This window comes from Salibacterium sp. K-3, assembly GCF_054052005.1.
The window spans coordinates 632,060-654,576 of the sequence record NZ_JBSVZE010000001.1 but is presented as its reverse complement, the minus strand read 5'-3'; the positions used below and the strand labels follow the sequence as shown (position 1 = coordinate 654,576).

Genomic DNA, 22,517 nt, shown 5'->3' with positions numbered 1-22,517 from the left:
CCCTTTTTTCTACTTAAGACGTGAACATTCCTGTCGGAAGCTGTACCAAAAACACGTAACGGAACAGAAAGAAGAAAACGACGGTCACGATAATGGAGCTTCCGGCCGCGTTCAGTACTCTTTTTTTCCCTGAAACGAATCCTCCCTGCAGATACCACGTCAGTCCTCCAAGAAAGAGAAGGCTCGCCGCGAGAAAGCCTATCACCCATATAAACAGTACATAGCCAAGCAGACCAAGCCCTGTAATAACCGCCTCTTTGGAAAAAATGGCGGATGCTGTTTCTGTGTTTTCCCTGCCTTTCCTCATACTTACGAAGAAATAGATGATCGAAAACAACAGCAGCAGGGATAATACGAGAATGGGGAATACAGCGCTCATTGTATTGAAGGAAAGCGCCTTCCATAATCCACCGGCCGCAAGCAGAATGAAAAAGACGGCACTGCCTGTGTCCTTTGTCATAATGATTCCTCCGCTTCTTCGTTTTCCTGTTCTTCTTTATCCTTCTGACTTTTTAATAATTTCCCAATATAAGGACTGAGCAGGGAGAGAATACAAAACAGTATCAAAACGAGCGTAATCGGCCGGGTGAAAAACAGTCCAAGAAGACTGAAGAAACCTTCACTGATAAGAATCGACTGGGCCAGACCTTCTTCCGCTATAGGCCCTAGAATGAGTCCCAACACAATCGGCGCCGGAGCAAATCCCCGTTCGGACAGAACATATCCGATCAATCCGATGATAATTAAGGTCACCACATCCGTGAAATTATTACGGATCGCATACGAACCGATGATGGTAAGAAATACGATCGCTGGCGCGAGATAGTACGTGGGAATATTGATGACACGGCCGATATATTTCGAACCAAACAACGCAAGAATAAGCATGACAACATTCGCCAGAATAAAGGCGGTAATAAATGTGTAAATAAGATTGGCATTCTCTTCAAACAGGTTCGGCCCGGGCTGGATCCCCTGCATCAGCAAGGCGCCGATAATGACCGCTGCCGGCGGGGCACCTGGGATACCGAGTGCAAGCAGCGGAACAAGCGATCCTCCTACTTCGGCGTTGTTGGCCCCTTCCGAAGCCGACACGCCCCGCACATCCCCTTTACCGAACGTGGATTGATCTTTCGACATCCGTACGGTGGCATCGTAAGATAAAAGACTGGCCACATTGCCGCCTGCCCCTGGTATAATACCTACTATAATTCCGATAACAGCCGAGCGGAGAAGAAGAAAGGGACGCATAAAGATCTGTTTAAACACATAACCGATCACCCCTTTCTGAGACTGGAACGGCTGCACCTGTTCCTTCGTATTCGATTGATTCTTGATCATCCGGATCACCTGAGGGATGCAGAAGAAAGCAATCAGCATCACAATCAGTTCAAAGCCGGCCTGAAGCTGCGAAAAGCCAAAGGTGAATCGGGAATCACCTCCGATGGGAGCCAGTCCCACCGTGCTTAAAAGCAGTCCGATACTTCCACCGATCAGCCCTTTCAACAGCGAACCGGAGGATAATGTAGCCACCATCGTTAACCCAAGCAGCGCGATCCAGAAAAATTCCGGCGGACCGAACTTCAAGGCAAGCGCGGCCAGCATAGGGGTTAAAAAGAGGAGAGCCAAACCTCCGACCACTCCGCCGATCCCGGAGCTGACCGCAGCGGTAATCAGAGCCTGGTCCGGTTTTCCCTGCTGCGTCATGGGATAGCCGTCAAACGTCGTTGCGATGGAAGATGGAGTTCCAGGTGTGTTAATGAGAATGGCCGCGATACATCCTCCAAATATAGCACCGATATAAATACCGCCCAGCGTGATCAACGCTGTATCCGGAGGCATCGAAAAGGTGAAAGGCAGCATAACTGCAATCGCCATTGTTGCCGTTAATCCCGGCAGCGCTCCCACTATCATCCCTGCCGCTACGCCGAATACCATATATATGATAGTAAAAGGCTGGCTTAGCGAGCTTAAAACTTCTTGAAAAACCTCCATCCTGCTACCTCCTCAAACAGCATGATGCCATTATTCAATCTCGCCCAATTCTCTCATCGTTTCTTCATACTGCCCCTTCAGTTCTTCAATGTGTTCCTGTGTTTCTTCCCGCCCCATGGAAACCGGCTCAAATCCTTCATTAATCATTTCTTCCTGAACACTTTCATCATTGGCTATTTCCAGGAAGGCATCTTCAAGGGTTTGAATGATTTCTTCATCGGTATCCGGCGGAACAGCTACACCTCTGTCAATACTGGCCGTAAAATCTGCTCCTTCTTCCTGGAATGTAGGAACATCCGGGAGTGCTTCAAATGTTTCTTCTGCCCCAATCGCCAGGATATTCATGTCTTCCTTGTACTTAACTAGGTCATTGGAGTTGGCAAAAATCGCATCCGTATTGCCGCCGAGAAAGTTCTGAATGGATTCGGCAGCTCCGGTGGAAGGAACATACTCCATATCCAGGTCTTTCAGATTGGATAGCTGCATGAATGCCAGATGATGGCCGGAATAGGTACCGGAACCGGAAATGGTCATCTGTTCCCCGCTTTCTGCCTGATCAATAAAATCATCCAGCGTTTCTATATCACTGTCCGCTGGTACAGCCAGGCCGATAGGCGTTCCCTGAAAAAGGGCGACCGGGTTGATCTGATCCGTTTCATACCCGGCATCATCCTGCGTCATCGGCTGCAAAATGATGTGGGGAATGTTCATGCCGGAGATAAAATAGCCGTCTCCCTGCTCACTGACCAGTTCCGTCCACCCGACAGCTCCTCCTGCTCCTTCTTTATACGTAATATTTACTTCGGTATCCAGGATTTCTTCCAGCATAGGCTCCTGTCTTCTTGCTTCCACATCCGACTGTCCTCCGGGCCCGAAAGGAATGCTGTAGGTAATAGGTTCATTAGGATAATTTTCTGCGCTTCCGCCTGTGCCGCACCCGGCAATTGTCATAGCTGCTGCCAGTGTCGTCAGTGTGACCGCCCTCTTCATTGATAATCCCCCTTAGAATACTTTTAAGGAAACGCTTTCATTTCGCCTTTAGAAAAACAGCCTCCGGGAGAAAGATGATTTCTGACAGAGGCTGTGACCACTGTTCCTTTTTACGCGCTGCGATATAGTTTCGTCATGACAAACTCCTGATGACCAAGCGCTTCAGCACTGGTCAGACGGCCGTTCACGGTCCGCTGAAGACATTCCATCAGTTGATCTCCCGCCTGCGTCAGGTTGATCTCTCTGGAGAGGAGTCCTTTCACATCCACATCGATGTGTTCACTCATTGTTTCTGCCGTATCAGGGTTGGCCGTTACTTTCACCACGGGTTCAATCGGATTGCCGATAATGTTGCCCTGACCGGTCGGGAAGAAATGGACGACCGCTCCTCCCGCTGCCATCAGCGTTATACACTCTGCCGCGGCAGAAGACGTATCCATGAAATACAAGCCGTTTCCGTTGGAAGGCATCTCCGCCGGTTCCAGCACACCAATTACCTCTTTATCTCCTGTTTTCGCAATGTTTCCGAGCGCTTTCTCCTCAATGGTGGAAAGACCGCCTTTAATATTTCCCTGGGTCGGCTGGGAGCCGAGCAGATCCACTGCCTGCGATTCAATTTCGTTAATATAGTCGTTATACACAGCCATGAATTTTTCTTTTAATTCAGGGGTCGCCATCCGGTCCGCGATCAGGTTTTCGCCGCCGGTCAATTCAGACGTTTCGCCGAAAAATACGGTGGCACCGGCATCGACAAGCCGGTTCACAGCCTGCGATACCGTCGGGCAGGAACCGAGACCTGTGGTTGTATCCGATTCGCCGCATTTAATACTTACGGTCAGATCTTTCAGTTCCACCGGTTCTTTCTGAAGTTCTGATGCCCACTGCACATATTCTTTGGCTTTCCATGAGGCCCGGCGCACCGTTTCCAGATCGCCGTATCCTTCAATCGAAAAGCCGGTCACTGGCTTGCCTGTTTCAGCAATACCGTCGACGATCGTTTTCGTCCAGTTGTCTTCAATGCCGATAACAATGACCGCTGCGACGTTGGGATTCGATCCTGTTCCGATCATGGTTCTGAAATGAAGATCCAGGTCTGCGCCGTATTGCAGTCTTCCATACGCATGCGGAAGGGGGAGCGTTCCTTTTATCTGCTGGGCCACTGATTCACATGCGGCATTGGAGATGTCGTCCACCGGTAAAATAATGACATGATTACGGATGCCTACTTTTCCGTTTTCTCTGCGGTACCCATATAACTGCTGATCCATTTCTACCACCTCTTTGTTTTTATATTATGTGTGTGTACGTAGTCACCTTTAGACAGCGGTGCTGTTGTCTCGCCGATGGTTACGAGGTACTTGGTAACGCTCTCTCCTTTGGCAAGATCCGCCACGGCTATTTTGTGGCCGAGCGGAATGTCTCCGTGAGAGGTTACGTCCACTTTCTCATCGGTATCCATGTACACCCCCGTCACCTTTTCCCCTGATTGAATAGGGGAGGTTGCCACTCCGACATGATCACCTTGATTATGAATCAGAAATTTGTGCAATGTTTTACCTCCTTTAATTGGTTTATAGGTTAAGTGACCCAACCAATTTGATATTATAATATATGAGTATTCAAAAAATTTCAATACCGTCTTTTTTCCTGTTCTTTGTCTATCATGAATAAAATCCCCGGCAAACAGGGATTCATCATTCTCTTATCACGGTTTTCAATACGATTTATCAACAGAGATAATGATACATCACGATTCCGTTTCTTCTTCCATATTGTCTGTGATGGACCGTTCCACACTTTCGAGATGCCGGGCCATACAGTCTCCCGCTTCCTGTGCGTTTCGGTTTTTAACGGCCTGGACGATGCTTTCGTGTTCCAGCACGGACTGTACTCCTCTGCCGGGAATCTGCATCGACTGCAGCCGCGATTCCTGCAGCAGATCAATGAGATTATGCATGACATGAATCAGTACCGTATTTCCCGACATATGAGCCAATGCGAGGTGAAATTTTTGATCCAGACCGGCCAGGTTTTCGTGTCTGTTTTCCTCCCGTGCTGTTTTTTTTGATTCCTCCACCACCGCAGCGAGATCCTCGATCTGGTCGGCCGAAGCATGTTCCACCGCCCACTCAACCGCGCTGTTTTCGAGAATTTTGCGGATCGCAAATAAATCCTTGAATTGATCCGTAGAAACAAAAAAGAAGGAAGCCATTTTACTGATCTGATATTCTTCGGAAGCGACAAATATGCCGGTTCCATGTTTAATTGTAATATACCCATATGCTTCCAGGATTTTATACGCTTCCCTGACGGTATTTCTGCTTACATTTAAATTACCTGCCATTTCTCTTTCGCCGGGAAGTTTATCCCCCGGCTTATATTTTCCTTCCACAATATACTGTTTGATATAATCAGCGGCTCTTTCAGAAATACCTTTTCTCTCAAAATCGAAAGAGTCAAACATGCTGCATATCCCCTTCCAAGGTTGGTGACAGTGGATGATAGACCCAACCACTTTATTATATATTACTATATCAAATATAAACGTCTGTTTCCAACGTTTGTCTTATTTATGCCTGCATTTACTGGAAAAACAAGATACCTGGACAAACTTTTCTTGATAAAAAAGAAATAATTTATTAATTTCAATGATAAATAATATAAGAAACCCTCATAACCACAGACCGTGATCCTGTGCTACGGTGCATGTAACGATAAATTTTTCCGGCGCGGGAAACAGGAGGGGTTTTGATGTTTTCTGAACAACGGCTTCCGCAAAAGCAGGAGCGGTCATCCACACTTATCAGCAGAACAAAAACATTGGGGATGTATCAGGGAATACTGCTGACGTTTATGCTTGCCCTGCTGGCAGACAGCCTCGCTTCCCTTCCTGTTCTTTCAATTTTAGGAATTATGATTATTGCAATCCTGCTCGGAATGGCCTGGAAAGCAAGCATGAATATTCCAGTGCATGCCTCAGCAGGCATCACGTTCAGCAGCAAGTACATTTTACGGGGCGGGATTGTCCTTCTCGGCGTGCGCTTGAATTTAGTAACTATCGCCGACATGGGGATCTCCATCCTCGTCATCGATGCCGTTGTGATTACCGCCACTCTGCTTTTCGTTGTTTTTCTCGGAAAAGTGATGAACGTTGACCGCGATTTGACGCTTCTCATCGGAACGGGCACAGCCATCTGCGGGGCAGCTGCGATTGTGGCCGTTGCTCCAATTTTAAAGGGGAGTGACAAAAAGACACCTCTTGCTGTTGCCTGTATTGCCATTCTCGGAACGGTCGGAGCCATAGGTTACATTGTATTGTTCCCTTGGCTGGATCTATCCAACGAAGCTTACGGAATACTTGTCGGCGCAACGCTTCATGAATTGGCCCACGTCGTTGCCGCAGCAGTACCGGGCGGGGATGTCAGCAGTGAGGCCGCCATCGTCGTCAAACTGGGACGGGTATTAATGCTCGTTCCCGCCGCTTTACTGCTGTCATTGTTCATCAATAAATCGAATACAGAACGAACCCGTTTGAAGGATATTCCGTTTCCATGGTTTGTACTCGGCTTTTTAGCGATGAGCATTCTTAACACCTTCGGATTTTTCTCCGTGCCAGTACAGGACTTTCTGACGTCCTCCAGCGTATACTTGATGGCAATGGGAATGGCGGGGCTGGGCCTCAGCATGAATGTCCACGACTTCCAGAAAGCCGGTTTCCGCCCTGTGATCGTTGGAATTGCCGGATCCATTTTTATTGTCGGCATCGGCATACTCCTTCTCGTTTTGATATGATAAAAGAATAAGGAGGGCGTGACATGAACCTGGAACATTTGAAAGCGTTCTATATATTGGCGAACCACCAGAATTTTTCCGAAACAGCCAAAATCCTGCACCTAGCCCAGCCGACCGTCAGCCTGCAAATCAAAAATCTGGAGCAGGCCCTTGACGCCACTTTGTTTGAACGGACGACAAAAAGTGTAAAGTTAACCCCTTCCGGAGAGATTTTATATAAATACGCCGATCAGATTTTTTCACTCGTAAAACAGACAGAGAAGGAACTGGACAGTCTTTCCGAAACGATTCACGGGGACCTGGATATCGGCGCCAGCCTCACCATCGGAGAACATATTCTCCCTTACGTGCTGGGACAGTTCCGGAAAGAGTATCCGAATATCCAGATGAAACTGAAAGTGTACAACTCCGAGCAGATTATGGAGCATTTAGCCAATGATGACATCGATCTCGGGTTCATCGAATCGACGAAATCGTATCCGGATTACGACCAGTCCGCCTTTCTGGAAGATGAATTGGTCGTATCCGCAGCCGCTTCCCAATCGTCCCCGATCAGCCCTCAGAAACAGATCATCCAGCCGGAGGAACTGTTTGAATATCCGATTATCATGAGGGAACCGGGGTCCGGGACGCGCCAGGTCGTAGAAAAGCATCTGCAGAACAACGGCCTTGATCCAAATAAACTCGACATCATCATGGAGCTGGAACACACCGAATCGATCAAATCCGCTGTGGAATCGGGCCTGGGCATTATGATTATTTCCAAAAATGCCATCAAAAAAGAACTGGAACTCGGAACGCTCCGCCAGATTCCGATTAACGGCATCCGTCTCCGCCGCTTCTTTTACGCGGTCTACAACCAGAAAAAACTGACACTGCCCGGCGAAACCTTTCTATCCTTTATTCAGCAGTATTATCTGAATGAACACTTCCAGCTGTAACTCGTGTCGATCGCTGCGGCCGGTCACTACGCTTTCCATGGGGACGGCTTCAGCTACTTGGTAAAGAAAACCACTTTACCAAGTGGATCTTCAGCTCGTCCTTCCCCATTGGAGTCTCCGTGGCCGGCCTCCGCTTATCGGCAAATCAAACGTTCCTGGAATGTGTGTTAAAAGTAGTCATTAAGAGTATTTTGACGAAGCGGCAGATAATACACAACAAACTTCCGAACGATTCATGGAAGAATCATTCGGAAGTTTGCTATTTTATATTCGAATTCCATCGAGCATTTCCTTGATTTGAATAACTTCTCCTGTTTTAACGGAGCGTTCGGCTGCTTCCCCTATTACAATCGACCAGAAACCCTCTTCCGCTGTAGCGGTGGACTGCGTGTCTCCTTTAATATTGTCGATAAAGTATTTATGCTCATAATAGGTGGCGCCGTTATGCCCGCTTTCCTGAATGACCGAAGGATAGCATGGGGCACCCACTCTCGCTGTCCCGGTTTCCCCGCTCAACACTTCCAGATGGGTCGACGGACGTTCCAGCGGGAGAAAATCTTCATTTTCATACGCTTTTAACCGGCCCTGATCGCCGCACAACGTGATTTCTTCATAAAACATCGGCGCAAACATACAGAGGTTGAAATGGGCTTTCATGCCGTTCTCATATTTCACGGTAACAAACGCATCGTCGATGATATCCGAGTCCCGCCCCTCATAGTGGAAATCCCGGAAATTAACGTCCATATCACCGACAGCATAGACCTGGACGGGCCTGGCTCCGGCAAACAGGTTCATCAAGTCAAAATAATGGCAGCATTTTTCGACGAGTGTACCCCCGGAATACTCGGAAAATTTATTCCACTGATCGACTTTATCCAAAAACGGAACCCGGTGTTCCATGATGCTTATCGTTTTCACATCACCGATCGACCGCCGTTCCAGTACTTCATGCACCGCTTCCCGGTAAATCGCTTTATACCGGTACTGCAGCCCGATCTGAAAAACAGCCTGGTAATTCTCGGCTGTCTGTTTCAGCTCCAGAGCGTCTTCCAGCGTCGTTGCCATCGGCTTTTCCAGCATAATGTGCTTGCCTGATTTCACAGCTTCTTTAACGACGTCGAGATGCGTGTAATTCGGCGTACAGATAATCAGCCCATCCACTTCCGGATCCATGCACGCAGCATCAAGGGTCTCATACAACACCAGGTCCCGGCCCGGAAACTCGCGGTGAAACATTTCTTTCGTATTCTGCATGCTGCCGGCATTGCTGTCATAAATTCCGTGTATGACAGCCCGGCCTTCGAGCATCGTTACGCGGATATGTTCCTGGCCGATCATTCCTGCTCCGATGATCGTAAAGCGGTACTCCGGCGTATCGTCAGCAAAAATATATTTATCTTTTTCTGTTAAATGGTCCGACTTAAAAAAGGGATTGTAGTAATTGGTGCGGGGATCCGGCATCTTTGTCCGCCTCCTTCATGGTATGAGCTACAGGTTCAATACAACGAGACGTTCTTCCGTCATCTCTTCTATCGCATATTTCGGTCCTTCTTTTCCATTCCCGCTCTTTTTCACGCCGCCGTACGGCATATGGTCCACTCTGTACCCCGGTGTATCATTAATAATCAGGCCGCCGACTTCCATCTCTTCGGAAGCTTTCATGGCAAACTCGAGTGAATTTGTAAACACACCGGCCTGCAGCCCGTAGTCGGAATCATTCACCCTGGCCGTTACCTCGTCGGTTGTCACGTAAGCATCAACAGCCACAATCGGGCCGAATGCTTCTTCTTTACACACTTTCATATCATCCTGAATGTTGGTGAGCACCGTCGGCTCATACACCGGACCGTGCCGCTTACCTCCCGTCTGTATTTCTGCTCCGTGTGCCACTGCTTCGGCCACCCATTGTTCGATACGGACCGCTTCCTCTTCCGAGATCATCGGTCCTACATCGGTTGTTTCTTCAGATGGATCGCCTGTCTTTAACGCTTCTGTCTCCTTTTTCAGTGTTTCGAGAAACGTATCATACACGTTGTGATGCACATAAATGCGCTGTACCGATATACATACCTGCCCGGCATTGTTAAAGCTCTTCTGTGCGCAGGCTTTGGCTGCCGCCTCTACATCCGCATCATGATGCACCACCGCGGCTGAATTATTCCCCAGCTCCAGCGCCACATTCCGCAGGCCGGCATTCTCTTTCAGCTTCCTGCCTGTTTCCGGGCTTCCGGTGAATGTGTACATATCAATATCCCGATTGTCACACAACCAGTCACCGATTTGGGAACCGGAGCCGGTGATGACATTCAGGCGCCCGGCAGGAAGTCCCGCCTCTGCCATTAATTCAGCCAGCCGCAGCGCCGAGAGCGGCGTCGTACTTGCCGGTTTCAGCACAATGCTGTTTCCGGCTGCGACAGCTGGACCGACTTTATGACAGACTAAGTTAAGGGGTACATTAAACGGCGTGATCGCTGCAATGACGCCGACAGGAACGCGTTTGGTGAACGCCTGCCGGTTTTCCGATCCCGGCGCCGCTTCCACTGGAACCCCTTCTCCGTGCATCCGCTTCGCTTCTTCGGCGGAAATTTCCATCGTTAATGCGGCGCGGGCGACTTCTCCGCGCGATTCTTTCACCGGTTTTCCTACTTCCGCGACGAGAATAGCGGCCAGCTCTTCCTGATTTTCCCGCATGAGATGGGCCGTCTTCTGCAGTACTTCATAGCGTGCATAAGGGGAAAAAGCCTGCCGGAATGCTTTCTTTGCGAAAGCGGCCGCTTCATCTACATCGGCTTTCGATGCCTTTGACGTTTCCGCCCATTTTTCCCCGGTATATTTATGAAAAACCGGCTGCGTTTCCTCTCTATGTTTCCTTTCCCCTCCAATAAACAAAGGGCTTTTCGAATGAGGTGTGGATGCTGCCATATTTACGTCCTCCTTCATGATAAGATTAAAGTGATGAAAGTAGCTGTCCGGACTTGCCGCCGCTCTGGAACACACGGATTTTTTCTTTGACTTTGTCTTTCATTCTCGACGTTCCGCGGCCTAACGAGTTGGCGAGAACGATTTCATTTTCATTTTCTGCAAAAACTTCCTGAACGCCTTTTGTAAACGCCTGCCGTAATTCGGTATCTACATTGATTTTAGCCACTCCCAGAGAAACAGCGCGCTGCACCTGTTCATCCGGCACATCGGAACCTCCGTGAAGAACGACCGGACGCTGCACCGCTTTGACAATGTCCCCCAGACGGTCAAAGTGGAGGTTCGGTGTCTCTTTGTAGATGCCGTGGGCGGTACCGAGAGAAGCAGCAAGGTAATCGACGTTCGTTGCTTCCACGAATGCTTTTGCTTCCTCGGTCGTCGTAATCATGGCGTCTTTTTCGTCCACCGTAATATCATCTTCCGTGCCGCCTATTTTTCCGATTTCACCTTCCGATCCTATGTTCAGAGATGCTGCGATGGCTGCGGCTTTTTGTGTCAACTCGGTATTTTCTTCGAAACGCAGCGCGGAGCCATCAAACATGACCGATTGAAAACCGAGCTGCACGGCCCTCATCGTCTGCGAAAACTCCCTGCTGTGATCCAGATGGATGCAGATCGGGATACGTGCATCGCGGCCGTACCAGTCGATGAGCATTTTCATTGGTTCCATGCCGAGCGTCTGAATCACTTTCTGGCCGACCTGTATCATAATCGGGGCCTGTTCTTCCTCGGCTGCTTCGATGACAGCGAGAATTGTTTCTGCATTGTGGGCACTGAACGCCCCGACCCCGTATCCATGCTCAAAGGCATGGTCAAGCATTGTTTTCCCATCTACAAACGGCATGCTGTTCTCTCCTTTTACCGGTTCAGTTCGATATCGTAATGATACTGGTCACTGCGGTATTTCGTTTTTGTGAATTCCATCGGATGATCGTTCATCCCGAAGCTCAGCCTGGTCATTTCAAGCAGGGCTACGCCGGGACGGATCCCGAGGAGATCCCCTTCGTGCTGCGTCGCATTAATCGCGATGATTTTCTCGGATGCTTTTTTCAGAAAGATATTATGATCCTCCAGAATTTCGTAATACCTGGCCTCGTTCAAATCATACTGCATCAGGATATTACCGATATCGTACGGCCAGCATGTCCTCTCGAGGGCAACCGGCACATGATCGGCGAAGCGGATCCGTTCCACGAGCAGAATGCTGGCTTCTTCCTCTACTTCAAGCATCGTCTTCTCCGTATAGAGTTGATCGCTGAATTCCGACCGAATCAGCCTGGACCGCGGTGTCTGTCCTTTCTCCACCACTTCTTCGGCAAAGCCTTTCAACCGTCCGAGGCTGCCAACCAGCTTCTGTGGTTTGACAATGGTCCCTCTCCCCTGCGTTTTTTCCACAAGCCCGGTCTGTACAAGAATCGAGATCGCCTGCCGGACGGTGCTGCGGCTTACATCAAATTCTTTCATCAACTCCTGCTCGGTCGGGATCAGGGAATGAGCTTCCCATTCGCCGTCCTGAATCCGCTGAATCAGGATATCTTTAATCTGCAGGTATAACGCTTCATTTTTGTTTTGGTTGATTTTGTCCGATGACATGATGATTCCTCCTTTGGAGCGGGGGAGGGTAGGTTTCAAGCCCCTCCCCCAGCAGTGGCCGGAGCCAGTCACGAAAAGCGTCCCGATCCTCAATGAAGTGGGAAGGAAGCTTTCGTTCACCGCTGTGTTCCACCGCTTCCAGCCAAACAGGGGTGTGGGAGATAAGATACTGGAAGCTGCTGGTCCGTTCGAGCGCAGTCATGACGCCGGTGCGTTCCTCCAGCACCCATGCCGCCCCTGTTTCGCCCGTCTGTACGGCTTCCTCGAAATCAACGGAGGACACAGCAGGGGAAAAGCACCGTTGATTCATACCGAGAAGTTCCGAGCGCACCATCACATCCAGATTATCTTTCAGCAGCTCTTCCACTTCCCTGGAGACACCGCCTAATACCGGCCGCCCGTTCACGACTTCTTTTTCCACCTGCTCATCACCGCTCCATGCCGCGCCTTCACTGACGACGATCAGAGCGGAGCCGTATATTTCCAGTGCTGACGTGGTCTGCTGCACCAATTCCTCCGGCTTCATGGGACATTCCGGCAGACTGATGACATGAGGACCGTCTTCGGGGTATTGGTTAAAAAACCCGGACGCCGCTGCCAGCCAGCCTGCGTTTCTGCCCATCGTCTCCAATATCCGAACTTGTTCAAAATTGTTCATCGCCTGCAGGTCCCTGCTCATATCCCGTGCCGCCATTGCTGCATATTTAGCCGCACTCCCGAACCCCGGCGCATGATCGGTCCCGGCTAAATCATTGTCCACCGTTTTTGGCAGTCCGATCACCTGAAGCGGGTAGTGCTGCTCAGCCGCTTCCTGCTGTATGCCGTGCAGGGCCTCCATCGTGCCGTTTCCGCCGATAAACACCAGCGTCTGAATACCCCGGCTCCGAAGATTCTTCACCGACTGCTTCATCTTTTCACGTGTGAAACCATACCGGCCTGCGCCAAGACACGCCCCAGGTATCCTTTCATGTTCCAGCACACCGCTGATGATTTCTTTCGTCCCTTCGATAAAAACATCTTCTGCCAACCCTTCATACCCATTCCGAATAAATGTCAGTTGATGATCCTTATATAATGATCGGACAAAACCGGCCAACGTCGCATTGATAACAGCTGTGGGACCTCCGGATTGCCCAATGGCAATATGTTTCATCGTTCCGCAGCTCCCTTCACCTTGACATGTAGACCGATACCGGCAGATCGAGCTGTTTTCCCAGCTCCATCAAGTCTTCTGTGACATCTTCATAAACCAGTCCGTAATGAGGTTCAAACCCTTCATCCATTAAGTCATATAATGTCTCTGTTACATTCGTTTCCAGCTGTACTTCCACCGACGTCCCGTTAAAGCGCTGCGGGGTATCCAGCGCCTCGCCTCGCATCACAAGCAGGCGGTATCCACCCGGTGTCCAGCCGACACGGAACATCGTTACTTTGCCGGGCTTCAGGCCGAATTCCATCGTAAACCCGAGCTTGCGGTTCGGATGCACACCGGGCCGCGCGCCCTGATCCGGATGAGCCAGCGAATAAGCCCCGGCCCCGCAGTGCCAGAACACCACGGAACCCGCCGCTTCGTTGACATGAACCATATCTCCCAGATACGGGGATTTTCCGCCGGAGAGTTCCTGCAGAATAAACATCGTCACCGCCCCGTGAATATCCGATTCACAGGACGAGACAACGCCTTCCTCTGTGAACTGCGACAAGGTGGAACAGGCTGCTGCTCCCAGTTCATTGAAAAATTCCGGCCAGCACCGAATCGCAAGAGCGGAGATCTCCTTTTCCTGAATTTCCTCTCTGACATACGAAGAAAACTGGGCAAAGCGCTGTACGGTTTCATCAGAGCGCTGCAGGCCGATGACCTGCTGTTCCGCCCGGTCGATCTCCGGCTCCCATTTTGCGCGTGGCATCTGTTTGCTTTCATCAAAAGCTTTCTGCAGATCAAGGCGCAGCACCTCAATGCCAAACTGCTCATTCAGCTGCTTTTCATCGGTACCGGAAAAGAAGAAGCCCGGCTGGTAGTCCCCGATAACTCCGATTTTAAAATCTGCGAGTGACTCGAGGAGCGCCTGAACCCTGATCTGCTGCTTGATCCGGCTCTGCACCTGCGCTTCCTCGGTATTGCCGAAAACAAAAGTATACCGCCGTCCCGCGCATTTCAGGACGTGGCTGGTGCTGTTGCCGCCGGTAAGGGAGTTGAGACGGAGCCGCGCTCCAACCGCCGGTTCCCGGATCGACCAGACAATCACGGGTGCGTTCACGTGTTCCATGACACTCTGAATAAACTCACCGTCGGCAAATGTAATACTTTGATAAATGATGACGGAAACACTTTCATTGTTTATAGATTGGAGAAAGGTTTCCAATTCCTCCGGTGAGGTAATAATGCCTTCCGGTTCAATAACCTGTGCTGGCAGCTGGTGCAGAAAAGCAGAGCTTTTCTCTCTTTCTTTTTCTCCGGTTTCCAGATCAAATGTTTTTCTTCCTATCGGAAGGTATAATAGATTCTCCACTCCGTTGTTCCTCCTTTTTACTCGTTATCCGCCCTGCAGTGCATATGAATATCAGGACCATACATCCCCGGGTGGGCTCCCTGATCAATAAACCGCCTGTTTTCCGGATGGGACAGCAGCCACTTATTTTTCATGAAAAGCAGCCTGTCATCCGGCTCGTGATCGAGCGCAGCATTCGTCCCGCGGGGAAGAACGACCATGCACCGGAAACCTGCTTCTGTTGTTTTACAGGGAGCCAGATGCAGGGTTGTCTGAAATAACTCCACCGCGGTGGCTTCAGGCACATAAAAAGCCTGAATGTTCTCCGTGTCAAACCGGTTCTCTGTAATATCCAGTACCGAGCCAACCAGCAGAATAAAATCCGACGCCCCCACATTGATTTCACTGCCTTTGTGAAATTCAAGACCACGGAGGGCTGAACTGTTGCCGTTGCAGTAACCGACTTGCACCGGCATCTCCCCGTAAAACTGCTGCTCCACCTCTGTTCGGAAGGCATCCTGTTCCCATTCCGTTACCGACCTCACGTATATGTTGCCTTCCGGCGGAACCTCCACGGTGTGGAGCTTCTGCAGCGCGTCTTCCACCGGAAAGTTTTCAAGGACCCGGCCGAAAACGGAGAACGCTTCATGTTCCACGTGGTGAATCGTGATATGCGGATTCTGTTTCTGCATTTCTTCGAGCATGATTTTCCTCCTTTTTTCAGGCCGCTCAGCCCTTCACAGCACCGGAAGTCATTCCCGCTACGAAATAACGCTGCAGGAAGATATAGGTGATGACCATGGGCGCCGAAGCAATAAGTACGCCGGTGAACAACATCGGGTAATTGGTCGAATACTGCCCCTGAAAGTCCAGCAGAGCAAGCGGCAGTGTTTTATAGGCGTTGTCCGTGATGAAAAGCAGTGGATACAGAAGATCATTCCAGTGCATCACGAATAAAAAGATGGCCGTTGCCGAAAGGGACGGAAGAGAAAGCGGAAGCGCCACCCGGGCATACATTTTCCAGTTGCCTGCTCCATCCACCGTCGATGCTTCAAATAATTCTTTCGGCAGCGTCTTCATGAATCCGGTCAGAATAAACACAGCCACCGGCAGGGTTGACGCTATATTCACGAGTATTAAACCAAGCAGGCTGTTTGTCAGACCTAAATTCAGTACGACGGAATAAAGCGGCACCATGTTCACCTGTGGCGGCACCATCATACCGAGTGTAAATACGATGAACAGAACATTCCCTTTCCAGTTATCGAGACGGGTGATACCGTAAGCGATCATGGAAGCAAAAAATAACGTCAGAAACACAGAGCTCAACGTCACGGTGGCACTGTTCACAAAATAGCCGGCCATCGTCTGTTCATAGAAGATCGAGATGAAGTTATCAACATTGATCCCTGCTTCCGGCAGTCCCAACGGGTTCTGGAAGGTTTCTTCCCGGGTCTTCATAGATGTTAACAGAACCATAATGAGCGGTATCAGGATAAGAACCGCGTAAATAAATACGGCAAATCTTCGAAAAAACATTCCGAATCCTTCCTTTCTTTTAATAGGACACCCGATTGGAGCGCAGAACTTTGAACTGGATGAAGGTGATCAATGCGATCAGCATCATGAACAATACAGAAATGGCAGAAGCGTAACCAAAGTCATACCCGCGGAATGCAATTTCATAAATGTAGGTGGAAATGATTTCGGTCGCATTATTCGGACCGCCGCCTGTCATCGCAAACACCAGATCAAATGCCTGAAACGACTGAATCGTCGTATAGGCAATAACAATCGTGGCAGAAGGGGCGAGAAGCGGCCACGTTACTTTTTTAAATGTCTGCCATTTCGTGGCCCCTTCTATTTTCGCCGCTTCATACAGATCAAACGGAATGGCGTGCAGCCCTGCCACGAAGATAATCAGCATCTGACCGGCATGGAACCATACCTGGGTGAAGGCCAGGGCATAGATCGCTATATCGCCATTTCCAAGCCAGTTCATGGCAAGAACATCCAGACCGATCAAACCAAGAATCTGATTCAGAATTCCGAGCTGAGGGTCATAGACGAACGTCCAGATAAAGGCTACGGAAACAGACGACAGAATCGTAGGGAAGAAAAACAGCGCCCGCAGCAAGTAATTCCCTTTTGTGTTTTTCACAAGGAAGATAGCGAAAATTAATGCGATGATGGTCTGGAAGATGACAACAAACAGCATAAACTCCATGTTGTTGCCGACTGACTTCACGAATATGCTATCGCCTGTGATCGCTTTTTCGTAATTTTCAAACCCGACAAAGTTAAAGTTCTCGCTGATGCCGTCCCAATCCGTAAAGGAATAGAAAATGGCGCTGAAAGTCGGATAAAGAAAAAATATCGAATAAAGGATCAACCCGGGGATAAAAAATAGATAGATTGTTTTTGAGATTTTCATGAAATCAATCCTTTTTAAAGTTTACTTGATGCGGACCGTTTTATTTAGTCACCTATATTTTCTTCTACAATCTGTTGTGCTTCGTCAGCTGCCTCTTCCGGCGCCGTGCCCCCGAGCGTGTTTTCAATGGAGGATAATACCGCGTCTTCCACCGCAGCTTCCGTGATTAGATAGCGCGGCTGGAATCTTGTATCTTTTTCATCGATCCAGTGAGAGGTATTCTGCAGCGCTTCCGACTCATATTCCACATCGTTTACTGTCAGGTGCTGCCCGGTTTCATTCGCATACTGTGATGCAATATCCGGCTGGCTCAGAAACTCAATAAACGTTTTTGCTTCTTCTTTCTTTTCGGAATTCTTATTCACGGCAAGCATAAAGGTAGCTGTATGAATGCCTTCGTATTCCACTTCTTCTTCCGGCACTGTTATAGGCGGCAGAAGGCCGAGTTCCAGATCTTCATTCAAATCTTTCAATGAAGCCATATGGTAGGAGCCGGTCGCAAGCATGGCCGCTTCTTCATCAGCCACCATCTGCATCGCCGAATCCTGGTTTGTTCCGAGAGCATCTTCCTGGAAATAGCCGTTTTCGTTAAAATACTGGAAATCTTCAAGCGTGCTGACCCACCAATCATTGGTCAGTGATTCTTCCCCGCTTTCAAGCTGGGCAAAGACATCTTCATTCTTGGCATTATTCATCATCATGCTGTTCATCGTCTGGTTCGGACCGATATCAGCGCCTGGAAACGCAATCGGCGTAATATCATTTTCTTTCAGCGTCTCCGCCATCTCCTGATATTCAGACCAGCTTGTCGGGGGCTCAATTCCGAGCTCTTCAAACATACCTTTGTTATATACCGGCATGTTGAACACCAGCTGATAAGGAATAGCAAGCTGACTGCCACCGGACTGTCCTACTTCGAGAGACGTCTCCGCGAAATTATCTACAAAACTTTCATCCGATAAGTCAGTAAAAAAGCCGGCATTATTGATCGTTTCAAACTGGCTTCCCGGAAACGAAGTGAAAACATCGCCGGTCGAACCGTCCCGGAGCATCTGCTGTGCGTTCGATTGATACTGTTCCGAAGGATAGGTATTCATCTGAACGGTGATATCCGGGTTCTCTTCTTCGAATTGACTGATAATGTCATCAAACACTTCTTCATCTTCCCCGCGCCAGTGAATAAAGCTGATTTCCGTTGCATCTTCACTGGAAGCAGAAGAACCTTCGTCTCCACCCGAATCATTGCCGCTATCTTCGGCTTCCTGCTGGCTGCTGTTATCCGCACAGGCTGCGAGCATAAACGAGACCGTGAGCATTCCGGCAAAAACACCATACTTCTTTTTCAAGATAATGACCTCCCTGTAATACATAATTATAAATTTAAAAAGGTACGTACCTTTTTAACCAAAAATAAAAGCGCTTTCATAAAGCGGTAAAAAATAAAAGATGTTTATGTCATCTTATGCATCCCCTTTCCTGATTATTCGTATATACTGCTTTCATTTAAACATCCCCTTCATGTATTTTCAATACTTTTTTAATTTTCCAATAATTAAAAAATCCAATAGCTCTTATATGTTTCTATCATTAATTGGACCGGAAGGCCTCTTCAACAAAATCCACCCATGCTTCTGCAGCATGAGACTGGTATCCATTCCGCCGCCGGATCAATGCCAGATTCCAGTGCACCGCCGGATCGGTGACAGATAACACAGCGACGTGTTCCAGATTCGCTTTTTTTACGACCGTTTCCGGTAAAAATGCCACCCCAAGTCCAGCCATGGCCAATTCAATCAAAAAATCCCACTGGGTGCTTTCATGCTCAACTACCGGCTCAAAACCCGCCTGAATCGCCGCTTCCCGCACTCGGTCATATAAGGAAAAACCTTTGCGGAACATTAGAAAACGTTCCTCCTCCAGCTCTTTCATCTTCACAGTATTCCGGCCGGCCAGCGGTTGGTCTTTTGAAACGACAAGCAGCAGCTCCCTCTTGACAATCGGCCGGACTTCAAACTGTTCTTCATCCACCGGCAGAATCGCCACCCCGACATCTATGTTTCCTTCCAGAAGGGAGTGTTCCATAATCTTGGCTCCCTCCTCCACGATCTGCATTTGGGCTTCAGGGTATGTTCTCCGGAAGGAGGCGATCAGGGAGGGGAAAAAGCTCGATCCGATCACCGGAGGCAGTCCAAATGTGAAGCGGCCTTGTTTGCGGAGCTTTATTTCATTCGCTGCTTCCTTCAAATCTTCCGCACCGCGCAGCACTTTCTGCGCATGAAGCAGTATCTTTTCCCCTTCCCCGGTGATTTTCAGATTACGGGTGGAACGGTCGAACAATCGGATATCCAGTTCCTCTTCCAGCTGATGAACCATCTTGCTCAATGCCGGCTGGGACACGTGCAATTTGTCGGCGGCTTTCGAAAAACTTTCCTCTTTATACACTTCCACCACGTAACGAAGCTGTTTCAGATCCATAGGGCTCTCCTTTTATTACTTTTTAGAATAAATATATTATATTTATGTATTTTACGCATGTAAGCGCTTCTAGTAAAGTGAAAGAAAATACTTTTCAGAAAGGAGCGGACACGGATGAGTAAACGATCCACATCCTTTAGAGACAGCGTTCAATCGATTAAAGACGGGGACACAATCATTGTAGGAGGATTCGGTCTCTGCGGCATTCCCGAAAAAGCCATTGCCGCGCTGGCGGAACACGGAGCGAAAGATCTTACGGTCGTCAGCAATAACTGCGGGGTGGATGACTGGGGGCTCGGCTTGCTTCTGGCAAACAAGCAGATCAAAAAAATGATTGCTTCCTATGTCGGCGAAAACAAAATCTTTGAGGAGCAGTATTTAAGCGGCGGACTTGATGTAGAACTTGTTCCGCAGGGGACGCTGGCAGAACGGATACGCGCAGGAGGTGCAGGAATCCGCGGCTTTTACACACCAACCGGGGTAGGCACACCGATTGCAGAAGGCAAGGAACACAAGGAGTTCAGCGGCAGAACCTGTATTCTCGAAGAAGCAATTACCGGTGACGCTGCTCTTGTGAAGGCATGGAAGGGAGATTCGTTTGGCAACCTTATCTACAGAAAAACGGCCCGGAATTTCAATCCCCTTGCGGCAGCTGCCGGTGAAAAGACCATTGCAGAAGTAGAAAAACTCGTAGAAGCCGGAGAACTCGATCCGGATGTCATTCATACCCCGGGGCTCTATATTCAGGATGTTCTCGAAGGTGCGGAATATGAAAAACGGATCGAAAAACGGACCACCGCACAAGTGTAATAATCATCATAAGGAGGAAAAAAACAATGAGTGATGCGCGTGAGAGAATCATTCACCGGGCCGTCCAGGAAATCGAGGACGGCATGATTGTGAACCTTGGCATTGGGATGCCTACGATGATTGCCAACCATATTCCAGCAGATAAAGATGTCTTTCTCCATTCTGAAAATGGACTTCTCGGCATCGGCCCTTATCCGCACGAATCGGAACTGGACCCGGATCTCATTAATGCCGGAAAAGAAACGGTTACAGTGAAAGACGGCGGCTCCTTTTTTGACAATGCCGAATCATTCGCCATGATCCGGGGCAGGCACATTGACCTGGCTGTTCTCGGCGGTATGGAAGTATCGGAAAAAGGGGATCTCGCCAACTGGATGATTCCCGGCAAAATGGTAAAAGGCATGGGCGGTGCGATGGACATTGTACAGGGAGCCCGCAACGTCGTTATTATCATGAACCATGTAAACAAACACGGTGCCTCAAAAATCCGTACATCCTGCGAACTGCCGCTCACGGGTGAACAAGTGGTCAGCCGCCTCATCACTGATATGGCGGTATTTGATTTTACAGAGAATGGCATGGTTCTGAAAGAAGTGCTGAACGGAGCAGATATTGCGGACGTCCGCGCTCATACAGAAGCTTCCTTTACAGTGGATAACAATCTGGCAGAGAAGGAGGATTCCAAGTGACCTTCGAAAACGTCGTTCTTGCCGGAGCAGTCCGCACACCGATTGGCGGATTTCAGGGCGCATTGAAAGATGTGGAGGCTGTTGATTTAGGGGCCGCAGCGCTACGTAGTGCCTTAAAGCGGTCCGGAATAGAGACTGATCAAGTAGATGAAGTGATCATGGGAAATGTTCTCCAGGCCGGTCTCGGCCAGAATCCAGCCCGGATCGCCGCGATACATGCCGGCTTCCCTGAAACAACACCTGCCATGACCATCAATAAAGTCTGCGGCTCCGGTCTGAAAGCTGTCCATCTTGCCGCGCAGGCGGTGCAGACAGGAGATGCTGACATCGTTATCGCAGGCGGCATGGAAAATATGAGCCGGGCTCCCTATCTCAGCATGAATGCCCGGGAAGGCCTCGGCATGGGAGATAAGAAATTGATAGACAGCATGGTACATGATGGTTTGACGTGCTCCATGGAAAACTATCACATGGGCTATACCGCCGAAAACATCAACGATCAATACGGATTTACCAGGGAAGAGCAGGATAGCTTCGCTGCTTCCAGCCAGCAGAAAGCAGCAGCAGCCCGGGATAACGGGACATTTGAAGATGAAATCATTCCTGTCGAAGTACCGCAGCGCAAAGGGGATCCTCTCTTTGTCGATACGGATGAACATATCCGCGCCGGGACAACTTCCGAAAAACTTGCAGCATTACGCCCGGCCTTCCGCAAAGACGGCAGTGTCACCGCCGGCAACGCTTCCGGTATTAATGACGGTGCAGCCGCTGTCGTTGTGATGAGTGAGTGCCGCGCTAAAGATCTTCATATCTCCCCTATGGCACGTATAAAGAGCAATGCCAGTGCGGCAGTGGACCCAAGCCTGATGGGTACCGGTCCCATTCCCGCCACGCAACGTGCATTGCAGAAAAGCAGCATGAAAATGGAAGATCTCGATCTCGTAGAAGCCAATGAAGCCTTTGCCGCACAATCTCTCGCTGTGCAGCGGGACTTAGGCATCCCTTCCGAGCGGCTGAACGTGAACGGCGGCGCCATCGCTCTCGGTCATCCGATCGGCGCAAGCGGTACCCGCGTTCTTGTGACGTTGTTACATGAGATGAAACGGCGCGGCAGCAGCACCGGTCTTGCCACACTCTGCATCGGCGGCGGTCAGGGAGTCGCCACCATTGTGGAGCGATCGTAAAAAAGGTCAGCCTTCTTGACAGGCTGACCTCTTCTATTATGCTGCCAGCGAGCGAATGTTTGTCGATTGCGGGCGGTTTTGCGTCGATTACGAGCGAATCTCTGTCGAATGTGAGCGATAATCTGTCGATTGCGAGCGAAACA

General features: G+C 49.5%; 22 protein-coding genes. 5 read left to right on the top strand and 17 right to left on the bottom strand.

Going from position 1 to position 22,517, the window contains the following annotated elements:
- Positions 1–13: 13 nt before the first annotated feature.
- The 6 genes from ACW9JV_RS03035 to ACW9JV_RS03010 all read right to left on the bottom strand — a co-directional run bounded on the left by ACW9JV_RS03035 (position 14) and on the right by ACW9JV_RS03010 (position 5,449).
- Positions 14–460, bottom strand: coding sequence for a tripartite tricarboxylate transporter TctB family protein (locus tag ACW9JV_RS03035; protein ID WP_457331226.1), 447 nt, complete (start codon positions 458–460; stop codon positions 14–16).
- On the bottom strand, positions 457–1,995 hold the full coding sequence (locus ACW9JV_RS03030; RefSeq protein WP_457331224.1) for a tripartite tricarboxylate transporter permease: 1,539 nt from the start codon (positions 1,993–1,995) through the stop codon (positions 457–459). The genes ACW9JV_RS03035 and ACW9JV_RS03030 overlap by 4 nt, the downstream gene beginning before the upstream one ends.
- A 30-nt stretch (positions 1,996–2,025) precedes the next feature.
- Positions 2,026–2,985, bottom strand: coding sequence for a Bug family tripartite tricarboxylate transporter substrate binding protein (locus tag ACW9JV_RS03025; protein ID WP_457331222.1), 960 nt, complete (start codon positions 2,983–2,985; stop codon positions 2,026–2,028).
- 110 nt (positions 2,986–3,095) lie between these two features.
- On the bottom strand, positions 3,096–4,253 hold the full coding sequence (locus ACW9JV_RS03020; protein ID WP_457331220.1) for a UxaA family hydrolase: 1,158 nt from the start codon (positions 4,251–4,253) through the stop codon (positions 3,096–3,098).
- 2 nt (positions 4,254–4,255) lie between these two features.
- Entirely contained in the window at positions 4,256–4,534 is a 279-nt protein-coding gene (locus tag ACW9JV_RS03015; RefSeq protein WP_457331218.1) for a UxaA family hydrolase, read from the bottom strand.
- A 198-nt stretch (positions 4,535–4,732) separates the two neighbouring features.
- Positions 4,733–5,449: a FadR/GntR family transcriptional regulator gene (locus ACW9JV_RS03010; protein ID WP_457331216.1), complete on the bottom strand. Its 717-nt coding sequence runs from the start codon at positions 5,447–5,449 to the stop codon at positions 4,733–4,735.
- A 287-nt stretch (positions 5,450–5,736) separates the two neighbouring features.
- Between ACW9JV_RS03010 and ACW9JV_RS03005 the strand changes: the two genes are divergently transcribed.
- Together ACW9JV_RS03005 and ACW9JV_RS03000 are read left to right on the top strand one after the other, a co-directional pair.
- Positions 5,737–6,777 carry a YeiH family protein gene (locus ACW9JV_RS03005; RefSeq protein WP_457331214.1) on the top strand — a complete coding sequence of 347 codons (1,041 nt, stop codon included), beginning with the start codon at positions 5,737–5,739 and terminating at the stop codon, positions 6,775–6,777.
- Between the two features lie 23 nt (positions 6,778–6,800).
- Positions 6,801–7,718, top strand: a complete 918-nt coding sequence (locus ACW9JV_RS03000) for a selenium metabolism-associated LysR family transcriptional regulator (protein ID WP_457331212.1) — start codon at positions 6,801–6,803, stop codon at positions 7,716–7,718.
- A 264-nt stretch (positions 7,719–7,982) separates the two neighbouring features.
- On the opposite strand, the gene ACW9JV_RS02995 is transcribed toward ACW9JV_RS03000, so the two are convergent.
- The 11 genes from ACW9JV_RS02995 to ACW9JV_RS02945 form a co-directional block, all read right to left on the bottom strand.
- The gene (locus tag ACW9JV_RS02995) at positions 7,983–9,182 is read right to left on the bottom strand and encodes a Gfo/Idh/MocA family protein (RefSeq protein ID WP_457331210.1); all 1,200 of its coding nucleotides are present in this window, start codon (positions 9,180–9,182) and stop codon (positions 7,983–7,985) included.
- Positions 9,183–9,209: 27 nt separating this feature from the next.
- Positions 9,210–10,643, bottom strand: coding sequence for an aldehyde dehydrogenase family protein (locus ACW9JV_RS02990; RefSeq protein ID WP_457331208.1), 1,434 nt, complete (start codon positions 10,641–10,643; stop codon positions 9,210–9,212).
- Between the two features lie 25 nt (positions 10,644–10,668).
- The gene (locus ACW9JV_RS02985; protein ID WP_457331206.1) at positions 10,669–11,544 is read right to left on the bottom strand and encodes a class II fructose-bisphosphate aldolase; all 876 of its coding nucleotides are present in this window, start codon (positions 11,542–11,544) and stop codon (positions 10,669–10,671) included.
- A 14-nt stretch (positions 11,545–11,558) separates the two neighbouring features.
- Positions 11,559–12,293, bottom strand: a complete 735-nt coding sequence (locus ACW9JV_RS02980) for a GntR family transcriptional regulator (protein ID WP_457331204.1) — start codon at positions 12,291–12,293, stop codon at positions 11,559–11,561.
- A complete protein-coding gene (locus tag ACW9JV_RS02975; RefSeq protein WP_457331202.1) occupies positions 12,259–13,446 on the bottom strand; it encodes a diphosphate--fructose-6-phosphate 1-phosphotransferase in 1,188 nt (395 codons plus the stop codon). The genes ACW9JV_RS02980 and ACW9JV_RS02975 overlap by 35 nt, the downstream gene beginning before the upstream one ends.
- Before the next feature lie 16 nt (positions 13,447–13,462).
- A complete protein-coding gene (gene sftI / locus ACW9JV_RS02970; RefSeq protein ID WP_457331200.1) occupies positions 13,463–14,803 on the bottom strand; it encodes a sulfoquinovose isomerase in 1,341 nt (446 codons plus the stop codon).
- Between the two features lie 17 nt (positions 14,804–14,820).
- A complete protein-coding gene (locus ACW9JV_RS02965; RefSeq protein WP_457331198.1) occupies positions 14,821–15,486 on the bottom strand; it encodes a DUF4867 family protein in 666 nt (221 codons plus the stop codon).
- Positions 15,487–15,511: 25 nt separating this feature from the next.
- The gene (locus ACW9JV_RS02960) at positions 15,512–16,321 is read right to left on the bottom strand and encodes a carbohydrate ABC transporter permease (protein WP_457331196.1); all 810 of its coding nucleotides are present in this window, start codon (positions 16,319–16,321) and stop codon (positions 15,512–15,514) included.
- Between the two features lie 19 nt (positions 16,322–16,340).
- Positions 16,341–17,216, bottom strand: coding sequence for a carbohydrate ABC transporter permease (locus ACW9JV_RS02955; protein ID WP_457331194.1), 876 nt, complete (start codon positions 17,214–17,216; stop codon positions 16,341–16,343).
- 44 nt (positions 17,217–17,260) lie between these two features.
- Complete coding sequence (locus tag ACW9JV_RS02950; protein WP_457331192.1) at positions 17,261–18,562, bottom strand: ABC transporter substrate-binding protein; 1,302 nt, start codon at positions 18,560–18,562, stop codon at positions 17,261–17,263.
- Positions 18,563–18,803: 241 nt separating this feature from the next.
- Positions 18,804–19,691: a LysR family transcriptional regulator gene (locus ACW9JV_RS02945; RefSeq protein WP_457331190.1), complete on the bottom strand. Its 888-nt coding sequence runs from the start codon at positions 19,689–19,691 to the stop codon at positions 18,804–18,806.
- Between the two features lie 114 nt (positions 19,692–19,805).
- Here ACW9JV_RS02945 and ACW9JV_RS02940 point away from each other — a divergent pair, with 114 nt between their 5' ends.
- Genes ACW9JV_RS02940 through ACW9JV_RS02930 form a run of 3 tightly spaced genes read left to right on the top strand, consistent with a single transcriptional unit; the run spans position 19,806 to position 22,374 of the window.
- Entirely contained in the window at positions 19,806–20,501 is a 696-nt protein-coding gene (locus ACW9JV_RS02940) for a CoA transferase subunit A (protein ID WP_457331188.1), read from the top strand.
- A gap of 26 nt (positions 20,502–20,527) precedes the next feature.
- Positions 20,528–21,190 (top strand): 3-oxoacid CoA-transferase subunit B, encoded by a 663-nt coding sequence (locus tag ACW9JV_RS02935; protein ID WP_457331186.1) that lies wholly within the window; start codon positions 20,528–20,530, stop codon positions 21,188–21,190.
- Positions 21,187–22,374: an acetyl-CoA C-acetyltransferase gene (locus tag ACW9JV_RS02930; protein WP_457331185.1), complete on the top strand. Its 1,188-nt coding sequence runs from the start codon at positions 21,187–21,189 to the stop codon at positions 22,372–22,374. The genes ACW9JV_RS02935 and ACW9JV_RS02930 overlap by 4 nt, the downstream gene beginning before the upstream one ends.
- Positions 22,375–22,517: the final 143 nt, after the last annotated feature.